The organism is Pseudomonas sp. R11F (assembly GCF_050312575.1).
Taxonomy (GTDB): Bacteria; Pseudomonadota; Gammaproteobacteria; order Pseudomonadales; family Pseudomonadaceae; genus Aquipseudomonas; species Aquipseudomonas palleroniana.
In genome coordinates, this window is record NZ_JBNPJU010000077.1 from 351,586 (window position 1) to 369,394 (window position 17,809).

Consider the following 17,809-nt stretch of genomic DNA (forward strand, 5'->3'; position numbering starts at 1 on the left):
TTGGAACCAGCAGCGATTATAGACCTGCCCGCCGCTTGTCTTTTATTTTTTCCGGCATAGGCTAGTGGGCTCACTGCATAGGGAAACGCGCGATGACCGCCGAGCATGACACCCAGACCCCTGAGCCGCGCCTCAATAGCACGGAAATCCGCATCCTGGGCTGCCTGATCGAAAAACAGGCGACCAATCCGGAAACCTACCCCCTGACCCTCAACGCCCTGGTACTGGCCTGCAACCAGAAGACCAGCCGGGAGCCGGTGACCAACCTCAGCCAAGGCCAGGTCGGCCAAAGCCTGCGTGCACTGGAAGGCCAAGGTTATACCCGGCTGGTCATGGGCAGCCGCGCCGATCGCTGGGAACACCGGGTAGACAAGGCACTGGAGCTGGTGCCGGCCCAGGTGATCCTGATCGGGCTGCTGTTTTTGCGCGGGCCACAGACGGTCAATGAACTGCTGACCCGCAGCGGGCGCATGCACGATTTCGAAGATGCCGAGCAGGTCGTGCACCAGCTGGAACGTCTGATCGCGCGCGGGCTGGCAGTGCTGGTGCCGCGCCAGGCGGGACAGCGGGAAGATCGGTATACCCATGCGCTGGGCGATCCGGCGGATATCGAGGCGATTATCGCAGCCCGAGGCAATCCGGTGGAGCGTGGCGCCGGGGTTGGCGTGGAGCGGATTGAAGAGCTGGAAGCGCGGATCGCAGCGCTGGAAGAACGACTGGCGCAGTTGGAACAGGCGTAACACCATCAAAATGTGGGAGCGGGCTTGCTCTCGAATGCGGTGTGTCAGTCACAGTTGAGTTAACTGAACCACCGCATTCGCGAGCAAGCCCGCTCCCACATTGGATTTTCGTGGGTTTCAGCCTCGGGCAAAGGCCACTGCCGCCTCAAATTGCGCCTGCGTCGGCCGCACGCCGGTATACAGCACGAACTGCTCCAGCGCCTGGATCGCGATCACTTCCAGCCCGGTGATCATCCGCTTGCCCTTGGCGCGTCCACGCACGATCAGCGGCGTTTCGGCGGGGATCGCTACCACATCGAACACAGTTTCCGCAGCATCCACGGCGTCAGCCGCAAAGGCCAACTGATCGGCCTCGGCGCCACCGGTCATGCCGATCGGCGTCACATTGACCAGCATCTGCGGGCGCAAGTCACCCAGCTCGGCCTGCCACGCATACCCGAGGTTTTGCGCCAGCGCGCGGCCTGCCGCTTCGTTGCGCGCCACAATCACGCCATTGGCATAGCCACCGTCACGCAGGGCACTGGCCACGGCCTTGGCCATGCCGCCGCTGCCGCGTAAAGCAAAGGTCGAGTCCTTGGGCACGGCATGCTTTTTCAGCAGCTGTTCGATGGCGATATAGTCGGTGTTGTAGGCTTTGAGACGGCCGTCGGTGTTGACGATGGTGTTCAGGGAGTCGATGGCCTGCACCGAATCGTCCAGCTCATCCACCAGGGCGATCGCGGCCTCCTTGAACGGCATGGAAACACCGCAACCGCGAATGCCCAGCGCCCGGATACCACCTATCGCGCCGGGCAAATCCTGGCTGCTGAACGCTTTATAGTAGAAATTCAACCCCAACTGTTCATACAGGTGGTTGTGGAACCGCAGGCCAAAATTCCCGGGACGCGCCGACAATGACATACACAGTTGGGTGTCTTTGTTGGGGTGCATCTGCATGGATAACTCCTTTGAGTAAGCAAATCGGTACAGACCTTACACAACCTTTACCTATCGGCCGTGCTGTTTTTCAGAAATACGTTGTCTTAAAAGTATCCCCGCGACAATCCTTGAGTCTATTGATTGCAGACCACAAGCGCAGGGGCTAACCGAGGAATGACCATGATTCGTAAAATCCCCAAAATCGCCTTGCTTGTCGGCGCACTCGCTATGGCAGGCCAAGCCTCCGCCCACGGTGGTGGTTGGGGTGGCCCGGCCGTTCTGGGTGCTTTGGTCGGCGCCGCTGTAGTGGGTTCGGTGGTTGCCAGCCAATCCCAGCCGGTCTACGTGCAGCAGCCGGTTTATGTCCAGCCGCAACCGGTGTATGCCGCTCCGCCGCCGGTCTACTACGCACCGCCACCACCGGTGTATGTGCAAGAACGGGTCTACTACCGCCCGGCGCCGGTCTACTACGGCCCTCCACGTGGCTACTACGGCCCGCCTCACGGTTATTACGGCCGCGGCTGGTAACTTGAACAGGTTCGTCTAAACAGGCCTCGCCCACACGCGAGGCCTTTTTTTGCCTTTGAGGTCTGGATTTATCCTGCCAAGGTCGCAGTGAGGACAATGCTCGGGGCTCAATCCCACATCATGAGGGTTGAATGTCTTCTTGCTCGATCAAGGTCCGCCCTGTCATGTTTACGTCACGAAACGGACTCACTATCGACCTGTCCAGCCAAGAACAATTAAGGACGACTGACCATGCCCACACAAAACCCGCACCATACCGCCGGCCTCTGCACCTCCAGCAAGGTCTACAGCGCACTGACCGAACTCAAGCACCTGGAAGGCCACCGCACGGCGAAATTCCTGGCGTTGCTGGCGGAAAACCTGGTGCGCAAGGGCCTGCTCAATGAGCAGGAAGTGGTGCTCATGCTGGACCAGGTGGTGGATTGACGCCTGGCGTTGATGTCGACTATCGAGCCAGGTGATTTTTGCTGAGCACCCAGCCATCGTAAGGTGACCTCCATAGCGATTGGAGGTACTTATGCCCACTGTTCAAATCATGTCCGTCATTGGTAGCGCCGTTCCCACCCCACTCCGGGAGCTGGGCCTGCTCGCCTGCTGGTACGTAGTCAGCGATGGCGAGCCCATCAGCGGCCCGCTTATGTCGTTAAAGGCAGCGGAAAAGCAGTTGCAAGCTACAAGCTACAAGCTTGAAGCTTGAAGCTGCCCCCCTACGGCAACGGCAGCTTGACCCGAGGTTTGGTTTCCACAAACAGTGCCCAACTGGACATGAACAACGCCGCCACCAACGGGCCGATCACGAACCCGTTCAGGCCGAATACCGACAGGCCGCCCAGGGTCGAGATCAGGATCAGGTAGTCAGGCATTTTCGTGTCCTTGCCCACCAGCACCGGGCGCAGCACATTGTCCACCATGCCGATGACCAGAACGCCGAACGCAGTCAGCACCACGCCCTGCCAGATCGAACCGCTCAACAGGAAGTAAGCGGCCACCGGGCCCCATACAATCCCCGCGCCCACCGCCGGTAGCAGGGAAAGAAACGCCATCAAGACCGCCCACAGCAACGCGCTGGGAATGTCCAGGAACCAGAAGATCAAACCGCCCAGTGCGCCTTGGGTCACGGCTACCAGCACGTTGCCCTTGACCGTGGCGCGCACCACCCGATTGAACTTGAGTTGCAGGCGACGTTTCTGGGGCTCCGCCAGGGGCACTGCCGTGCGGACTTTACGCACCAGTTCCGGGCCGTCGCGCAGCAGGAAAAACAGCAGATACAGCATGATGAAAAAGCTCACCAGGAAATCAAACGTCCCCTGACCAAAACTGAACGCCTGGGAGGCAAAAAACTGGCTACCCTGCATCGCGCTCTTGACGATTTTCTCGCGCAAGCCTTCCAGGTTGCCCATGCCGAACCGATCCAGCAGGTGCTGGAAATACGGCGGCAGCACGTTCTTGAACTGCTCGATATACCCGGCGACGTCCAGCTTGCCGCTTTCGACGTTTTTGTAGAGCGTCGCCCCTTCCTGCACCAGCAATACGCTGGTGATGATGACCGGCAAAATGGCGATCACCAGGCACACCGCCAAGGTGGTCAGGGAGGTCAGGTTGCGGTTCCAGCCAAAGCGTTGCTGCAGGCGGCGCTGCATCGGGGCAAAGATGATGCCGAGGATGACCGCCCAGAACACTGCGCCGTAAAACGGCAGCAATATCCAGATAAAGGCGACGGTCACCAGGGCCAGCAACAACAACAGGGTTTTGAATTGCAGGTTGGTCGAGTTCATGTCCGGTCCATGTCGAAAAAGCAGTAGGCCTTCAGCGGCCCTTTTGCTTAGTCCGCAGGCGAACCCGGGAGTGCCATCCCGTCACTCGATAGCCTTGGCCTCACGCAAAAGCGCCTGGATCACTTGTTCCTGGGCCTCATAGTCACCTTCGCCAAAGTGGCTATAGCGCACCTTCCCCTTGGCATCGATCAGGTAATGGGCCGGCCAGAACTGGTTATCGAAACTGCGCCAGATTGCATAGCTGTTATCCAGGGCTACCGGGTAGGTGATGCCCAGCTTGCGCACCTGGTCCCTGACGTTGCCGCTGACCTGTTCATAGGCATATTCCGGAGTGTGTACGCCAACGACCACCAAGCCATCGGGTTCGTAGCGTTTCGCCCACTCTTTTACGTACGGCAGCGCGCGCCGGCAGTTGATGCAGTCGTAAGTCCAGAAATCCACCAGCACGACTTTGCCCTCGAGCGCCTGCAGATCGAGCGGTGGGGAGTTGAGCCATTCGGCCGCCCCCGCCAGCGATGGCATGGCGCCTGGTGGGTCAGCGGGAGTTTCACGGCTGGCCATCACGCTGGAAATCAGCGCAAGCGTCAGCAGCAGGCCGGCGAGCAGAAAGGTGATAGGTCGCATGATCATTACCTCTTGGGTATTCAGAGCTTCCATTGGAACGCCCTGGAGTATCGCGCCTGTGTCGAACCCCCACTGCCGATACACAGCGATACAAAATCAGCAAAGGGCGACCTGGATCAATAAACCCCGGCCTCGGATCCTTTACCTTCGCGACCTTTTGCGACTTGAGCCCATGCCCCCTGTGATCGCCCCCGAACTGCTCGCCCCCGCCGGCACCCTGAAAAACATGCGTTATGCCTTCGCCTACGGTGCCGATGCGGTCTACGCCGGCCAGCCGCGCTACAGCCTGCGGGTGCGCAACAACGAGTTCGACCACGCCAACCTGGCGCTGGGCATTCAGGAAGCGCATGTGCTGGGCAAACGCTTCTACGTCGTGGTCAACATCGCGCCGCACAACGCCAAGCTGAAAACCTTCCTCAAAGACCTGGCACCGGTGATCGCCATGGGCCCGGATGCGCTGATCATGTCCGACCCAGGCTTGATCATGCTGGTGCGCCGCCATTTCCCGTCGATGCCGATTCATCTGTCGGTGCAGGCCAATACGGTGAACTGGGCCAGCGTCGAATTCTGGCAACAACAAGGCATCTGCCGCGTGATTCTGTCGCGGGAGTTGTCCTTGGAAGAGATCGGCGAAATCCGCCAGCAAGTGCCGGCCATGGAGCTGGAAGTGTTTGTGCACGGCGCCTTGTGCATGGCCTATTCCGGGCGCTGCCTGCTCTCGGGCTACATGAACAAGCGCGATGCCAACCAGGGCACCTGCACCAACGCCTGCCGCTGGAAATACCAGGCCACCCCGGCGATGGAAAACGCCACGGGCGAGATCGTCCAGCAGTATCAGCCGGAGCCGACCCTGGGGGTTGGCGCGCCGACCGACCAGGTCTTCCTGCTGCAAGAAGCCAACCGCCCCGATGAGCAGATGCCCGCCTTCGAGGACGAGCACGGCACGTACATCATGAACGCCAAGGACCTGCGCGCCGTGCAGCATGTGGAGCGCCTGACGCAGATGGGCGTGCACTCGCTGAAGATCGAAGGCCGCACCAAGTCCCACTTCTACTGCGCACGCACCACCCAGGTGTATCGCCAGGCCATCGATGATGCGGTGGCCGGGCGCGCCTTCGACCGCAACCTGATGACCGACCTCGAATCCCTGGCCCAGCGCGGTTACACCGAAGGCTTCCTGCGCCGCCATGTGCATGACGAATACCAGAACTACCAGAACGGCAGTTCAGTATCCGAACGCCAGCAGTTTGTCGGCGAACTGACCGGCGAGCGCCGTAGCGGCTGGGCCGAGGTCAAGGTCAAGAACCGCTTTGCCGTGGGCGATCACCTGGAGTTGATGACCCCCGCCGGCAACTTCCACTTTGACCTGAGCACTTTGCACAATGCCAAAGGCGAAGCCCTTGAGGTGGCGCCGGGCGACGGGCACACGGTGTATGTGCCACTGCCGGCCGACATGGACGTGCGCTTTGGCTTGTTGATGCGCGATATCTAGATCCTGAACTGCCCCACCAATTGCCCCAGGCGTTGCCCCAGGTCCGCCAGACTGCGCGAGGTCTGGGCGCCCTGCTGGGTTTCATCGGCCACAGTGTCCACCGCCACGGCAATCTGATGCACGCTGCGGTTGATTTCCTCGGCCACGGCGGTCTGCTCCTCGGCGGCGCTGGCGATCTGGGCGTTCATCGAATTGATGGTGCCGATCAGTTGCGCCATGGTGTCCAGTGAGGCTCCGGCTTCGTTGGCCTGGGCCGAGGTGCCGTCACCCGCGTCGCTGGACCGGCGCATGGCGTCCACGGCGGCGACGGTGCCTTTTTGCAGGCGGTCGATCATGCCCTGGATTTCCTGAGTGCTGGTCTGGGTGCGGCTGGCCAGGGCACGCACTTCGTCGGCCACCACCGCAAACCCTCGCCCGGCCTCCCCGGCCCGCGCGGCTTCGATCGCCGCGTTGAGGGCCAGCAGGTTGGTTTGTTCGGCAATCGAGCGGATCACACTCAGCACACTGACAATCGACGACACATCCTGCTGCAGGCTGTCGAGGGACACGCCACTGCTGCGGATATCGTTCACCAGCGCGTGGATCTGCGCGATGCTGCCGTCGACCACACGCTTGGCCGCGTGCCCTTCGGCGTCGGTCTGTTGCGCAGCAACGGCAGCCCCTTGAGCACTGCGCGCAACTTCCTGGGCCGCAGAGGACATCTGGTTGATGGCAGTGGCGACCTGATCGGTCTCATGGCGTTGGCGCTCCATGGCTTGTTCGGAGCGCTGCGCTTGATCGGATACCTGGCTGACCAGGCCGGTCAGTTGGCTGGTCATTTCGGTGATCTGGCGCACCAGGCTGTGGATTTTGTCGACAAAACGATTGAACGCGACGGCAAGATCACCCAACTCATCCTGGCTGGTGATCGCCAGGCGGCGGGTCAAATCGCCTTCGCCGGCGGCGATGTCGTCCAGGTTGGCTTTCATCAGGCCCAGCGGACGCAGGATGGTATTGGCCACTATCATGCCCACGGCGGCAATCACCAGCAGCACCACCACGGCCACACCGAGGATGCTCAGCAGCACGCCCTCCATGCGTTTCTCGACCTTGGCCTCGACCACTGCCACTTGGGCTTCAATGCCATCGAGGTTGACCGAGGTACCAATCACCATGTCCCATTTCGGCAAGTACTCGGTATAGCCGAGCTTGGGCACCAACTCGGTCTGGCCGGGCTGGGTCGAGCTGTATTGCAGGTAGTGGGTGCCGTCCTTGCCGACCTTGACCAGGTCGCGGTTGACGTAGACGCCGTTGGGGTCGCGGTTGTCCTTGAAGCTCTTGCCTACGCCATCGGGGCTATTGCCCTTGAACAGGCGGATGGTCTCGGAGTCGTAGCCGAAGAAGTAGCCATCCTTGCCGTAGCTGGTACTGGACAGCAGCTTGACCACCTCGGCCCGCGCCGCCATGTCGCCGGGGGCGGCCGCGTCGTAGAGCGGCTTGATGGTGGTCATGGCCACTTCCACGTAACTGCGCAGCGTCGTCTTGGCGTCGTTGAGCAGGCGCTGGCGGGTTTCGTCCACCTCGTTGCGCGCCTGCCCCTGCAGGATCCACACCGTGGTCAGGCTGATGACCACGGCAAACAGCAATACCGGCACGACGGCCAGGGCCAGGACTTTGGCCTTCAAACTCAGACGCATGGCTTTTTCTCTCTTATTCGTGGCGACTTGAGAAGTTAACGGCCAATTGTCCGATTTCTGTAGGACAACCCTGTCAGAGGGTCATCGCGGCAATCCAGCCAAACGCCAACAACGGAATATTGTAGTGCAGGAACGTGGGCACCACGGTGTCCCAGATATGGTGATGCTGGCCGTCAATGTTCAGGCCGGAGGTCGGGCCGAGGGTGGAGTCCGACGCCGGCGACCCGGCATCACCCAAGGCCCCCGCCGTACCGACGATGCACACGATAGCCAACGGGCTGAAGCCCAGTTGCACGCACAGCGGCACGAAAATCGCGGCGAGGATCGGCACCGTGGAGAACGACGAACCGATCCCCATGGTCACCAGCAGGCCCACCAGCAACATCAGCAACGCGCCCACACCCCGGCTATGGCCGATGAACGCCGCCGACGCTTCCACCAGCGAGCGCACGTCGCCGGTGGCCTTGAGCACTTCGGCAAAACCCGACGAGGCAATCATGATGAAGCCAATCATCGCCATCATCTTCATGCCTTCTGTGAACAGGTCGTCGGTCTCGCGCCAGCGCACGATGCCGGACACCGAGAAGATCAGGAACCCGGCCAGGGCGCCGATGATCATCGAGTCCAGCCACAATTGGATGATGAATGCCGCAGCGATCGCCAGCCCGGCCACCAGCAGGGTCAACGGGTTGTATTGCACCGCCACTTGCTCGACCCGCTCGATTTTCTCCAGGTCATACACACGCTTTTTGCGGTAGCTGATGAACACCGCCACCAACAGGCCGACTACCATGCCCAGCGCCGGCAAGCCCATGGCGTGGGTAACGTTGACCTGACTGATGTCTACGCCGCTCTTGGCGACGTTGGCCAGCAGGATCTGGTTGAGGAAGATGTTGCCGAAGCCTACCGGCAGGAACATGTAGGGGGTGATCAGGCCGAAGGTCATCACGCAGGCGATCAGGCGGCGGTCCAGTTGCAATTTGGTCAGCACGTACAACAGCGGCGGGACCAACAGCGGGATAAAGGCAATATGAATGGGCAGGATATTCTGCGAGGCAATCGCGACGCTCCACAGCAGGCCGATCAACAACCATTTGACGTGATTGCCGCCCGTCGCTTCCTGGCGATCCACCAGCAGCAACGCTTTGTCCGCCAGGGCGTGGGCCAGACCGGATTTGGCAATCGCCACAGCGAAAGCGCCGAGCAAAGCGTAAGACAAAGCCACGGTTGCACCGCCGCCCAAACCACCGTTAAACGCTTTGAGCGTGGCTTCGATACCCAGGCCACCGGTCAAGCCGCCCACCAGCGCACCGACAATAATGGCGATGACCACATGCACGCGGGACAGGCTGAGCACCAGCATGGTGCCGACCGCGGCGATTACTGCGTTAATCATGGTTACCTCAAGACAGAAAACAAAAGAACAGGCATACGTCGCCCAGGCGGCCATGGAACAGGGTGGCCGGCGTGCAGGCTGAGGAGGTCTTATTAGAGGGCGGGCACTTTGCAGCAGGTGGGCGGGCATGTCAAAAAACCCGGGCAAGTCCTAATGCCAGTCAGTTAAAAGAACCTGCCGCGACCAAACGCTGTGTTCTACATCCACCATTTAACTGACTGGCATTACGGCAAGCCCGGGCCCCGCAAATAAAGAAATCAGACGTGCCGCCGATAACGGGTCTCTATGTGTTTTCAGGTAAGGATGTCCCGATGTCGCTCAGACAGCTCTCCATTCAATGGAAAATCACCCTGCTCGCCGGCCTTTGCCTGCTGGGGATCGTGACCCTTCTGGTGGGTTTGTCGCTGTATCGCATGGCGCAGAGTTCCGAGCAGGTCAAAGCGTCCAGCATGCAGATGCTTGATGCAGCCGCCCAGACGCGCATCGAAGCGCAGGGTGAAGGGCAGGCATTGGGCATTCGCCAGCAGTTCATGGACGCCTACCAGTACGGCCATGGCTTTTCCCGCCAAGTGCTGTTTCTGCGCGAACAGGCTGAAAAGCGCTTTCTCGATGCCTTCGACACCCGCGAAGACCTGACTCGCCAGGTCAAGGCCGCGTTGCAGGCCAACCCGGACCTGCTCGGTTTGTCCCTGGTGTTCGAAGCGAATGCGCTGGACGGCAAGGACGAGCTGTTCGCCAATCAGAAAGAACTGGGCAGTAACGAAAAAGGCCGCTTTGCCCTGTACTGGTCGCAACCCACGCCGGGCAAACTGACCTCGATGTCACTGCCCGAAAGCGACATGGCCGATACCAGCGTCGGCCCCAGCGGCGAAAAAGCCAACGCCTGGTTCACCTGCCCACGCACAACCCTCAAACCCTGCGTGATCGAACCGTATTTTTATGTGATCGACGGGCAGAACGTGCTGATGACCAGTATCGTGTTCCCGTTGATCGTCAACGGCAAAGTCATCGCCTCGCTGTCGGTGGACATCAACCTCAACAGCTTGCAGGCCGTCAGCCAACAGGCGAGCCAGAAGCTGTATGACGGCCAGACCCAGGTCAGCATCCTCAGCCCGACCGGCTTGCTTGCCGGTTACAGCCCGGACGCGAGCAAACTCAGCCAGCGCCTGGACCAGGTCGACACTGCCAGCGGCGCGCAGTTGATCAGCGCCCTCGCCGGCAGCACGCAAACCCGCAGCCTGCGCACCGGCCAGCAACTCAAGGTATTGGCGCCGTTTACACCGATCCCGGGGGGCAAGCCTTGGGGCGTGTTGCTCGACGTGCCGGAGAAAGTCCTGGTCGCGCCTGCCGAAGCCCTGAAAGCGCAACTGGACGCCGACAATGCCAAGGGCACCCTGCTGGAACTGAGCCTGGGCCTATTGGCTGCGGTGGTGGGCCTGGCGCTGGTGTGGCTGATGGCGCGCAGCGTGACCCGTCCGATTCTCGGCGTGGCGCACATGCTTGAAGACATCGCCAGTGGCGAAGGCGACCTGACCCGCCGCCTGGCCTACGACAAAAAAGATGAGCTGGGCCAACTGGCCGGCTGGTTCAACCGCTTCCTCGACAAGCTGCAGCCGATCATTGCCGAAGTGAAACGCTCAGTGCAGGACGCCCGTGGCACCGCCGACCAATCCGCCGCGATCGCCACTGAAACCAGCGCCGGTATGGAACAGCAATACCGCCAGGTCGATCAGGTCGCCACCGCCTCCCATGAAATGAGCGCCACCGCCCAGGATGTCGCCCGCAGCGCGGCCCAAGCCGCCCAGGCCGCACGCGATGCCGACCAGGCTACGCGTGAAGGCTTGACGGTAATCGACCGTACCACCAGCAACATCGGTGCGCTGGCCGCCGACATGAGTACCGCCATGGCCCAAGTCGAGGGCCTGGCAGCCAACAGCGAACAAATCGGTTCGGTGCTGGAAGTGATCCGTGGCATCGCCGAGCAGACCAACCTGCTGGCACTCAACGCCGCCATCGAAGCGGCCCGGGCCGGTGAAGCTGGGCGTGGATTTGCCGTGGTTGCCGACGAGGTGCGTAACCTGGCGCGACGCACCCAGGAGTCGGTGGAGGAAACCCGCCTGGTGATCGAGCAATTGCAAAGCGGCACCACCGAGGTGGTCGGCGCCATGGGCAACAGCCATCGCCAGGCTCAGGGCAGTGTCGAACAGGTCGGCCAGGCGGTGACGGCCTTGCGCCAGATTGGCGAGGCGGTCACCGTGATCAGCGACATGAACCTGCAAATCGCCAGCGCTGCCGAGGAACAAAGCGCGGTGGCGGAAGAGATCAACAGTAATGTGGCGACGATTCGGGATGTGACCGAGTCGTTGTCGGAACAGGCCAATGAGTCGGCGCGGGTCAGCCAGGCGTTGAACAGCCTGGCGAATCAACAGCAGGGGCTGATGGATCAATTCAGGGTCTGAACACCGCAGAAGATTCAATATGGAGGGCGCTGTGTCAGCTCTGGCGTTTGGGGAGTTCGACCAGCACCTTCAGGCCTCCCAGCCGGCTCTCCTGCAACTGCAAGACCCCGCCCCACACCTCGACGATATCGCGCACGATCCCCAACCCAAGGCCATGGCCGTCGATCTGCTCATCCAGGCGCGTGCCGCGGCTGAGCACCTTGTCGCGGTCGGTCTCGGGAATACCGGGGCCGTCGTCTTCCACGGCCAACCGATAGGTCTGCGTCGTTTCGCCGATGCTCAGGCAGACTTCGGCGTCTGCCCATTTACAGGCGTTGTCCAACAGGTTGCCGAGCAGTTCCAGCAGGTCTTCGCGGTCCCAGGGTAATTGCAGCCCGGGCGACACCTGATAGCTCAAGTCCAGATGTTCACCGTGGATCATGTTGAGCGTGGCCAACAGGCTGGGCAGTTCTTTTTCACAGTCAAACAATGCGCCGGGCAGGGTTTCACCGGCCAGGCGTGCGCGGTTGAGTTCACGATTGAGGCGTTGCTGCACTTGCTCAAGCTGCTCACGCAACAACTTGCTCAGGTGCGGATGGTCCTTGAGCGGCTCGCTGGACGCTGCGCTCAATAACACGGCCAGCGGGGTTTTCAAGGCATGACCGAGGTTGCCCAGGGCGTTGCGTGAACGCTTGAGGCTGTCTTCAGTGTGGGCCAGCAGGTGGTTGATCTGCGCCACCAGCGGCTCCAGCTCCAGCGGCACCTGGGTATCGAGCTGCGAGCGTTGGCCTTGTTGTAACTGGGCGATCTGTTCGCGGGCGGTCTCCAACGGGCGCAACGCACGACGTACGGTCACCCGTTGCAGGATCAACACCAGCAACAACGCCGCCAACCCCAGCACCAGGCCGATCTGCCGCATCAGGCGAAAGCTTTCCCGCACAGGTGTGTAGTCCTGGGCCACGCTGATGGAAATCGACTGCCCAAAACGTTTGTAGTCCGAACGCAATACCAGCAGTTGCTGGCCCTCCGGCCCCAATTGCAGGTTACCTTTGAGACCGGTCTGCGGCAGGCGCGGCAGCTCCTGGTCCCACAGCGAGCGGGAACGCCAGTGAACATCGGCAAAATCAATCCGAAAGTAATGCCCGGAAAACGGTCGCTGATAAGCCGGTGACAAACGGTGCTCATCGAGTTGCACGCCATCGGCCCCCCGCACCAGCGCAACCAGCAGGTTCTCGCTATCGTTGCGCAGCCCAGCCTCCAGGTAGCGTTGCAACCCGGCTTCGAACAACCACAGGCTGGTCTGCGCCAGCACCACGCCGACGACCACCATCACACTGACCAGGCCCAGGCTCAGGCGCCGCTGAATGGACTTCATGCAGGGCTGGCGCCAAACCGGTAACCCTGGCCGCGCCGGGTTTCGATCACACTGCGGCCCAACTTGCGGCGCAGATGGTTGACGTGGACTTCCAGCACATTGGAATCGCGCTCGCTCTCGCCGTCGTATAAATGTTCAGCCAAGTGGCTTTTCGACAGGATCTGCTGGGGGTGCAGCATGAAGTAGCGCAGCAGGCGAAACTCGGCGGCGGTCAGCTGGATCTCGTCACCATCGCGCAGCACACACTGGCGCCCCTCATCCAGGTGCAGTCCGGCGGCCTGCAAGGTCGGCTGGTTGGCCTGGCCGTGGGAACGGCGCAACAGTGACTGAATGCGCAGGAACAACTCTTCAGGATGAAAGGGTTTGGCGAGGTAATCATCCGCGCCGGCCTTGAGCCCTTCGATGCGCTCGGCCCAGGAATCGCGAGCGGTCAGAATCAGCACCGGCGTGACCAGTGACGCCGCACGCCATTGCGCCAGGACTTCAAGCCCGGGCAGGCCGGGCAAGCCAAGATCCAGAATGATCAGGTCATAGGGCTCGCTGCTGCCCTGATAGGCTGCATCACGGCCATCGGCCAGCCAGTCGACGGCGTAGCCCTGGCGTTGCAGGCCGGCCAGCAGCTCATCGGCGAGGGGAACGTTGTCTTCCACCAGAAGCAGGCGCATCAGTCGTCTTCCTTATCTTTGAGCAGCGCGCCGGTGCTCGCGTCGAGCTCGATTTCGCGCACGACTCCCTCCACCGTCAACAACTCGATTTCGTAGATATAGGGCACCGGGCGGTCCTTGTGCTCTTCAAGCTCGGCATCGAGCAACTTGGCACCGGGGTAGCGTTCCAGCGCCGGGCCCAGCAAGTGCTCCAGAGGGGCGATGACGCCCTTCTGACGCAGACGCAAGGCTTCGTCCGGGCCGAGGTCGTGGGCCGTCAGGTGGGAGCTAGTCAATAGCAACACCAATGCCATTGGACCGCCCCCCCGTAGATTTACCTTCATTGCGTATCCTGCTGTTCCTTGAGGTCACCACGTTAACCGTCGCAACTTAACTGAAACTGAATTGCCACCATGGCAATTTTCATCGATCAGCGGCCCCATCGCCAGGCGAGATTTCCTATACTGCCCGCTCGCTTCAAAAGAGACCGGTATGACAGCCATCCACATCAAGTTTCCCGCCTTGACCCTCAAGGCCGGCCAGCGCGCCCTGACGCGTATTCGCGAACAGGGCCTCAAGCCCGCCGATGTCGGCATCCTACCCGGTGCGGCCGGTGGCCCCAAGGCCTTGGGGATTCAGGGCCTGGATCTGGCGCTGTTCGGCGACTGGCTGCCTCGCGCGCCCCGTGAGCGCGCGCTGATCGGCGCCTCCATCGGTTCCTGGCGATTTGCCAGCGCCTGCCTGCCCGACCCGGTACAAGGCCTGCTCGACCTCGGTCGCCTGTACAACGAACAGAGCTTCGCTAAAGGCGTGACCATGGCCGAGGTCACCCAAAGCTGCCGGCGCATGCTCGATGACTTGCTGGCCGGCCGTGATGCACAGGTGCTGGCCACTCCCCACTATCGCCTGAACATCATGGTGGTCAAGAGCCATGGCCTGCTCGCCGATGACCATCGCGGGCGCCTGGGCCTGGGCCTGACTTCGGTGATTGCCGATAACTTGCGCGGTCGTGCACGGTTATCGCGGCATTTTGAACGGTTGATCATCCACGACCCACGCCAGGCGCCACCGTTGCATCCGTTGACAGATTTCCCATCGCGTTTCCTGCAACTGGAGCTGGGCAACCTGCGCCAGGCCTTGCTGGCCTCAGGCTCCATTCCCATGGTGATGCAAGGCATACGCGACCTGCCCGGCGCCGGCCACGGCACCTACCGCGACGGCGGCTTGCTGGACTACCACCTCGACCTGCCCTACCACGGCGACGACATCGTGCTGTATCCGCACTTTACCGACCGGGTCATCCCTGGCTGGTTTGACAAGGGCCTGCCGTGGCGGCGCAGCAATCAGCAGGGTTTGCAGGATGTGTTGCTGCTGGCACCGTCCAAGGACTACCTGGCCCGCCTGCCCCACGGCAAGCTGCCGGACCGCAGCGACTTCAAGCGCTTCATGGGCGATGACCCGAGCCGCAACAAGTACTGGCAAACGGCAATGAGCGAAAGCCGGCGGTTGGGCGATGAGTTCCTGGAACTGGTCGATAAGGGCGGCCTGGGCGAACGCTTGCAGGCGCTTTGACCGAGCGGTATGCGCGGCGAGGGATCAAACTGTTAAACTCGCCGCCTGCCAGATACCTGACCGAGCTGAAAACACTGTGGAAATCTTCAAAGAGTTTACTTTCGAATCCGCCCACCGCCTGCCCCACGTACCGGAAGGCCATAAATGCGGGCGCCTGCATGGGCATTCGTTCAAGGTGGCCATCCACCTGAGCGGCGACCTCGACCCTCATACCGGCTGGATTCGCGACTTTTCGGAGATCAAGGCGATTTTCAAGCCGCTCTACGAACGTCTCGATCATAACTACCTCAATGACATTCCCGGCCTGGAAAACCCCACCAGTGAAGTGCTGGCCAAGTGGATCTGGAACGAGTTGAAACCGCTGTTGCCGGAACTCAGCGCGATCCGCATCCACGAGACGTGCACCAGCGGCTGCATCTATCGCGGCGAATAGACCGGCGATGTAAAGAAACCACCCTTGCGGTGGTTTTTTTATACCCCGCGTAGCACCCTTCAACCGGCAAGCCTGTGCAGAACAAAGGAGACCCCATGGAAAACACTTGGCTGGCCCAGGCCAAACGCTTGCAAGCGTTGGCGTCCACCGGGCTGCATTTTTGCACCGACGACTTCGAGCGTGAGCGCCTGGAGGAAATCGCCGAGATTGCCCACAGCATGCTCGCGCAATTGGGCAGTGTGCCGCTGGAACGCATCACTGGGCTGGTGCCGGACTTTGCGAAGCGCTACTCCACGCCGATGATCGATGTGCGGGGTGCGGTGATCGAGGGCGAACGGATTCTGCTGGTGAAAGAGCTGACCGATGGCTGTTGGGCGCTGCCTGGGGGTTATGCCGATATCGGCTTGTCGGCGGCCGAGAATATCGTCAAGGAAATTCGCGAAGAGGCCGGTCTGAGCGTCACCGCACGGGCCCTGTACAGCGTCACCCACAAGGCCAAGGGTTTGTATCGACCGGACGTGCGGGACTTCTACAAGCTGTATTTCCTTTGCGAACGGGTGGATCAGCTCGCGCCCGCGGCGGGGTTCGAAACCACGGACGTGGGATTTTTCAGCCTGGATGACCTGCCGCCCCTGTCCCGTGGGCGCACCATCGAAAGTGATCTTGAGGCGGCTTTTGCGTTTCATCGTGGCGAGACCACACACACGCTGTTCGACTGATCCAATTTGTATCATCGCTGCACTGCTTTCGTGCCCGACAAGGCACCGCACGCCCCTCCCAGTGTTTTGCTGCTATTTGACGACACAGACCGTTTGCGGTCGTTCGCCGGTCACCACTACTGATTTGGCACGCACGGTGCAACAGACCTGCGTCATTCATTCAGGGAGCAAGGCACATGACGCAGCAAGAACCGGGCAACGATTACCCCCTCAGCGAAGTCCCCTTGCATGCGCGCAAGGGCCTGGCTTCCACCGCCATGGTGCTGCTGGGCTTTACCTTTTTTACTGCGACCATGTTCGCCGGCGGCAAGCTGGGCGTGGCGTTCAGCTTTATCGACATGCTCGGCGTCGTGGCATTGGGTAACTTGCTGTTGGGCATTTACGCTGCGGGGCTGGGTTACATCGCCTTCAAGAGTGGCCTGAATTCGGTACTGATGGGACGCTTCTGCTTCGGCGAAGTGGGCAGCAAACTCAGCGACCTGATCCTCGGTTTTACCCAGATCGGCTGGTACGCCTGGGGGACAGCCACCGCCGCCGTGGTGCTGGGTAAATATCTCGAGTTGAGCCAAGGCAGCGTATTGGCCTTGATGGTGTTGTTCGGCCTGGTATTTTGCGCCACCGCCTATGTGGGTTATCGCGGGTTGGAGATTCTGTCCTACATCGCGGTGCCGGCCATGGGCATTCTATTGTTTCTATCCATGTGGGTCGCCACCGTGAAAGTGGGTGGCTTGAATGGCCTGCTGGCGGTGGTGCCGACCGCACAACTGGACCTGTCCACGGCCGTCACCCTGGTGTTCGGCACCTTTGTCAGCGGCGCAACCCAGGCCACCAACTGGACCCGGTTCTCGCGTTCGGCCAAGGTTGCGGTGCTGGCCAGCCTGATCGGATTTTTTATCGGGAATGGCTTGATGGTATTGATCGGCGCTTACGGCGCCATCGTTTATCAACAGCCCGATGTGGTGGAAGTGTTGCTGTTGCAAGGTTTCGCCATGGCCGCGATGGCAATGTTGCTGCTCAACATCTGGAGCACCCAGGACAACACCATCTACAACTTTGCCGTGGCCGGTTGCAACTTGCTGCGCACCCGGCGTCGCAAGAGCGTCACCCTTGCAGGCGCGGTGATCGGCACCCTGCTGGCGTTGCTCGGCATGTACGACATGCTGGTGCCTTACCTGATCCTGCTGGGCACGGTGATACCGCCGATTGGCGGGGTGATCATGGCGGACTTCTTTTACCGTTATCGCGGGCAATACCCGCGCCTGGCCGAGGTACAGCTGCCGGCTTTCAACTGGCCGGGCTTGATCGCCTATGCCATCGGTACCGTGCTGGCGTTCAACTCCCCCTGGGTCGCGCCACTGGTGGGCATCGTCGCGGCATCGCTGACTTACATCGCGCTCACTGCCGCACTGCGCGCACGAGTCCCCTTGGCTGACGCTCCGGCATGAATCCGGCCGGGAATGCTAACCTTGGAGCCGCCCA

Annotated in this window: 17 protein-coding genes and 2 pseudogenes; 10 read left to right on the plus strand and 9 right to left on the minus strand. The window is 61.2% G+C overall.

Features of this window, described 5'->3' with window-relative positions; translation table 11 throughout:
- Window positions 1-92 precede the first annotated feature (92 nt).
- Entirely contained in the window at window positions 93-740 is a 648-nt protein-coding gene (locus ACQRBV_RS25630; RefSeq protein ID WP_161550174.1) for a YceH family protein, read from the plus strand.
- 117 nt (window positions 741-857) lie between these two features.
- Here ACQRBV_RS25630 and ACQRBV_RS25635 read toward each other — a convergent pair whose 3' ends face one another.
- Window positions 858-1,676, minus strand: coding sequence for a shikimate 5-dehydrogenase (locus ACQRBV_RS25635; RefSeq protein ID WP_411984715.1), 819 nt, complete (start codon window positions 1,674-1,676; stop codon window positions 858-860).
- Window positions 1,677-1,832: 156 nt separating this feature from the next.
- Here ACQRBV_RS25635 and ACQRBV_RS25640 point away from each other — a divergent pair, with 156 nt between their 5' ends.
- From ACQRBV_RS25640 to ACQRBV_RS25650, 3 genes are all read left to right on the plus strand, one after another.
- Window positions 1,833-2,186, plus strand: coding sequence for a hypothetical protein (locus tag ACQRBV_RS25640; protein ID WP_060752428.1), 354 nt, complete (start codon window positions 1,833-1,835; stop codon window positions 2,184-2,186).
- A gap of 231 nt (window positions 2,187-2,417) precedes the next feature.
- Window positions 2,418-2,612: a hypothetical protein gene (locus ACQRBV_RS25645; protein ID WP_205345580.1), complete on the plus strand. Its 195-nt coding sequence runs from the start codon at window positions 2,418-2,420 to the stop codon at window positions 2,610-2,612.
- Window positions 2,613-2,703: 91 nt separating this feature from the next.
- Window positions 2,704-2,883: a hypothetical protein gene (locus tag ACQRBV_RS25650; RefSeq protein ID WP_161550175.1), complete on the plus strand. Its 180-nt coding sequence runs from the start codon at window positions 2,704-2,706 to the stop codon at window positions 2,881-2,883.
- A gap of 10 nt (window positions 2,884-2,893) precedes the next feature.
- Here the strand turns inward: ACQRBV_RS25650 and ACQRBV_RS25655 are convergent, their stop codons facing one another.
- Together ACQRBV_RS25655 and ACQRBV_RS25660 are read right to left on the minus strand one after the other, a co-directional pair.
- A complete protein-coding gene (locus ACQRBV_RS25655) occupies window positions 2,894-3,961 on the minus strand; it encodes an AI-2E family transporter (protein WP_090372119.1) in 1,068 nt (355 codons plus the stop codon).
- An 81-nt stretch (window positions 3,962-4,042) separates the two neighbouring features.
- Window positions 4,043-4,492, minus strand: a pseudogene (locus ACQRBV_RS25660) (thioredoxin family protein); the annotation flags it as partial.
- 265 nt (window positions 4,493-4,757) lie between these two features.
- On the opposite strand from ACQRBV_RS25660, the gene yegQ reads away from it, so the two are divergent.
- Window positions 4,758-6,077 carry a tRNA 5-hydroxyuridine modification protein YegQ gene (gene yegQ / locus ACQRBV_RS25665; RefSeq protein WP_411984716.1) on the plus strand — a complete coding sequence of 440 codons (1,320 nt, stop codon included), beginning with the start codon at window positions 4,758-4,760 and terminating at the stop codon, window positions 6,075-6,077.
- On the opposite strand, the gene ACQRBV_RS25670 is transcribed toward yegQ, so the two are convergent.
- From ACQRBV_RS25670 to ACQRBV_RS25680, 3 genes and pseudogenes are all read right to left on the minus strand, one after another.
- On the minus strand, window positions 6,074-6,895 hold the full coding sequence (locus ACQRBV_RS25670) for a methyl-accepting chemotaxis protein (RefSeq protein WP_372241728.1): 822 nt from the start codon (window positions 6,893-6,895) through the stop codon (window positions 6,074-6,076). The genes yegQ and ACQRBV_RS25670 overlap by 4 nt on opposite strands.
- A gap of 36 nt (window positions 6,896-6,931) precedes the next feature.
- Window positions 6,932-7,753, minus strand: a pseudogene (locus ACQRBV_RS25675) (cache domain-containing protein); the annotation flags it as partial.
- A gap of 73 nt (window positions 7,754-7,826) precedes the next feature.
- Window positions 7,827-9,146: a Na+/H+ antiporter family protein gene (locus ACQRBV_RS25680; protein WP_162492698.1), complete on the minus strand. Its 1,320-nt coding sequence runs from the start codon at window positions 9,144-9,146 to the stop codon at window positions 7,827-7,829.
- 314 nt (window positions 9,147-9,460) lie between these two features.
- Between ACQRBV_RS25680 and ACQRBV_RS25685 the strand changes: the two genes are divergently transcribed.
- Window positions 9,461-11,608 (plus strand): methyl-accepting chemotaxis protein, encoded by a 2,148-nt coding sequence (locus tag ACQRBV_RS25685; protein WP_060752421.1) that lies wholly within the window; start codon window positions 9,461-9,463, stop codon window positions 11,606-11,608.
- Between the two features lie 34 nt (window positions 11,609-11,642).
- Here ACQRBV_RS25685 and ACQRBV_RS25690 read toward each other — a convergent pair whose 3' ends face one another.
- The 3 genes from ACQRBV_RS25690 to ACQRBV_RS25700 are packed head-to-tail and all read right to left on the minus strand — an operon-like array spanning window position 11,643 to window position 13,950.
- Entirely contained in the window at window positions 11,643-12,962 is a 1,320-nt protein-coding gene (locus tag ACQRBV_RS25690; RefSeq protein ID WP_161550180.1) for a sensor histidine kinase, read from the minus strand.
- Window positions 12,959-13,627 carry a response regulator transcription factor gene (locus ACQRBV_RS25695; protein WP_060752419.1) on the minus strand — a complete coding sequence of 223 codons (669 nt, stop codon included), beginning with the start codon at window positions 13,625-13,627 and terminating at the stop codon, window positions 12,959-12,961. The genes ACQRBV_RS25690 and ACQRBV_RS25695 overlap by 4 nt, the downstream gene beginning before the upstream one ends.
- Complete coding sequence (locus tag ACQRBV_RS25700; RefSeq protein ID WP_060752418.1) at window positions 13,627-13,950, minus strand: PepSY domain-containing protein; 324 nt, start codon at window positions 13,948-13,950, stop codon at window positions 13,627-13,629. Before ACQRBV_RS25700 ends, ACQRBV_RS25695 begins: the two co-directional genes overlap by 1 nt.
- A 148-nt stretch (window positions 13,951-14,098) precedes the next feature.
- On the opposite strand from ACQRBV_RS25700, the gene ACQRBV_RS25705 reads away from it, so the two are divergent.
- The 4 genes from ACQRBV_RS25705 to codB all read left to right on the plus strand — a co-directional run bounded on the left by ACQRBV_RS25705 (window position 14,099) and on the right by codB (window position 17,775).
- Window positions 14,099-15,178: a hypothetical protein gene (locus tag ACQRBV_RS25705; protein WP_090372129.1), complete on the plus strand. Its 1,080-nt coding sequence runs from the start codon at window positions 14,099-14,101 to the stop codon at window positions 15,176-15,178.
- A 76-nt stretch (window positions 15,179-15,254) separates the two neighbouring features.
- Complete coding sequence (queD, locus tag ACQRBV_RS25710) at window positions 15,255-15,611, plus strand: 6-carboxytetrahydropterin synthase QueD (protein WP_003190259.1); 357 nt, start codon at window positions 15,255-15,257, stop codon at window positions 15,609-15,611.
- Window positions 15,612-15,706: 95 nt separating this feature from the next.
- Window positions 15,707-16,330, plus strand: a complete 624-nt coding sequence (locus ACQRBV_RS25715; protein ID WP_060752416.1) for an NUDIX hydrolase — start codon at window positions 15,707-15,709, stop codon at window positions 16,328-16,330.
- A 176-nt stretch (window positions 16,331-16,506) separates the two neighbouring features.
- Window positions 16,507-17,775, plus strand: a complete 1,269-nt coding sequence (codB, locus tag ACQRBV_RS25720; protein ID WP_411984717.1) for a cytosine permease — start codon at window positions 16,507-16,509, stop codon at window positions 17,773-17,775.
- The last annotated feature ends 34 nt before the right edge of the window (window positions 17,776-17,809 follow it).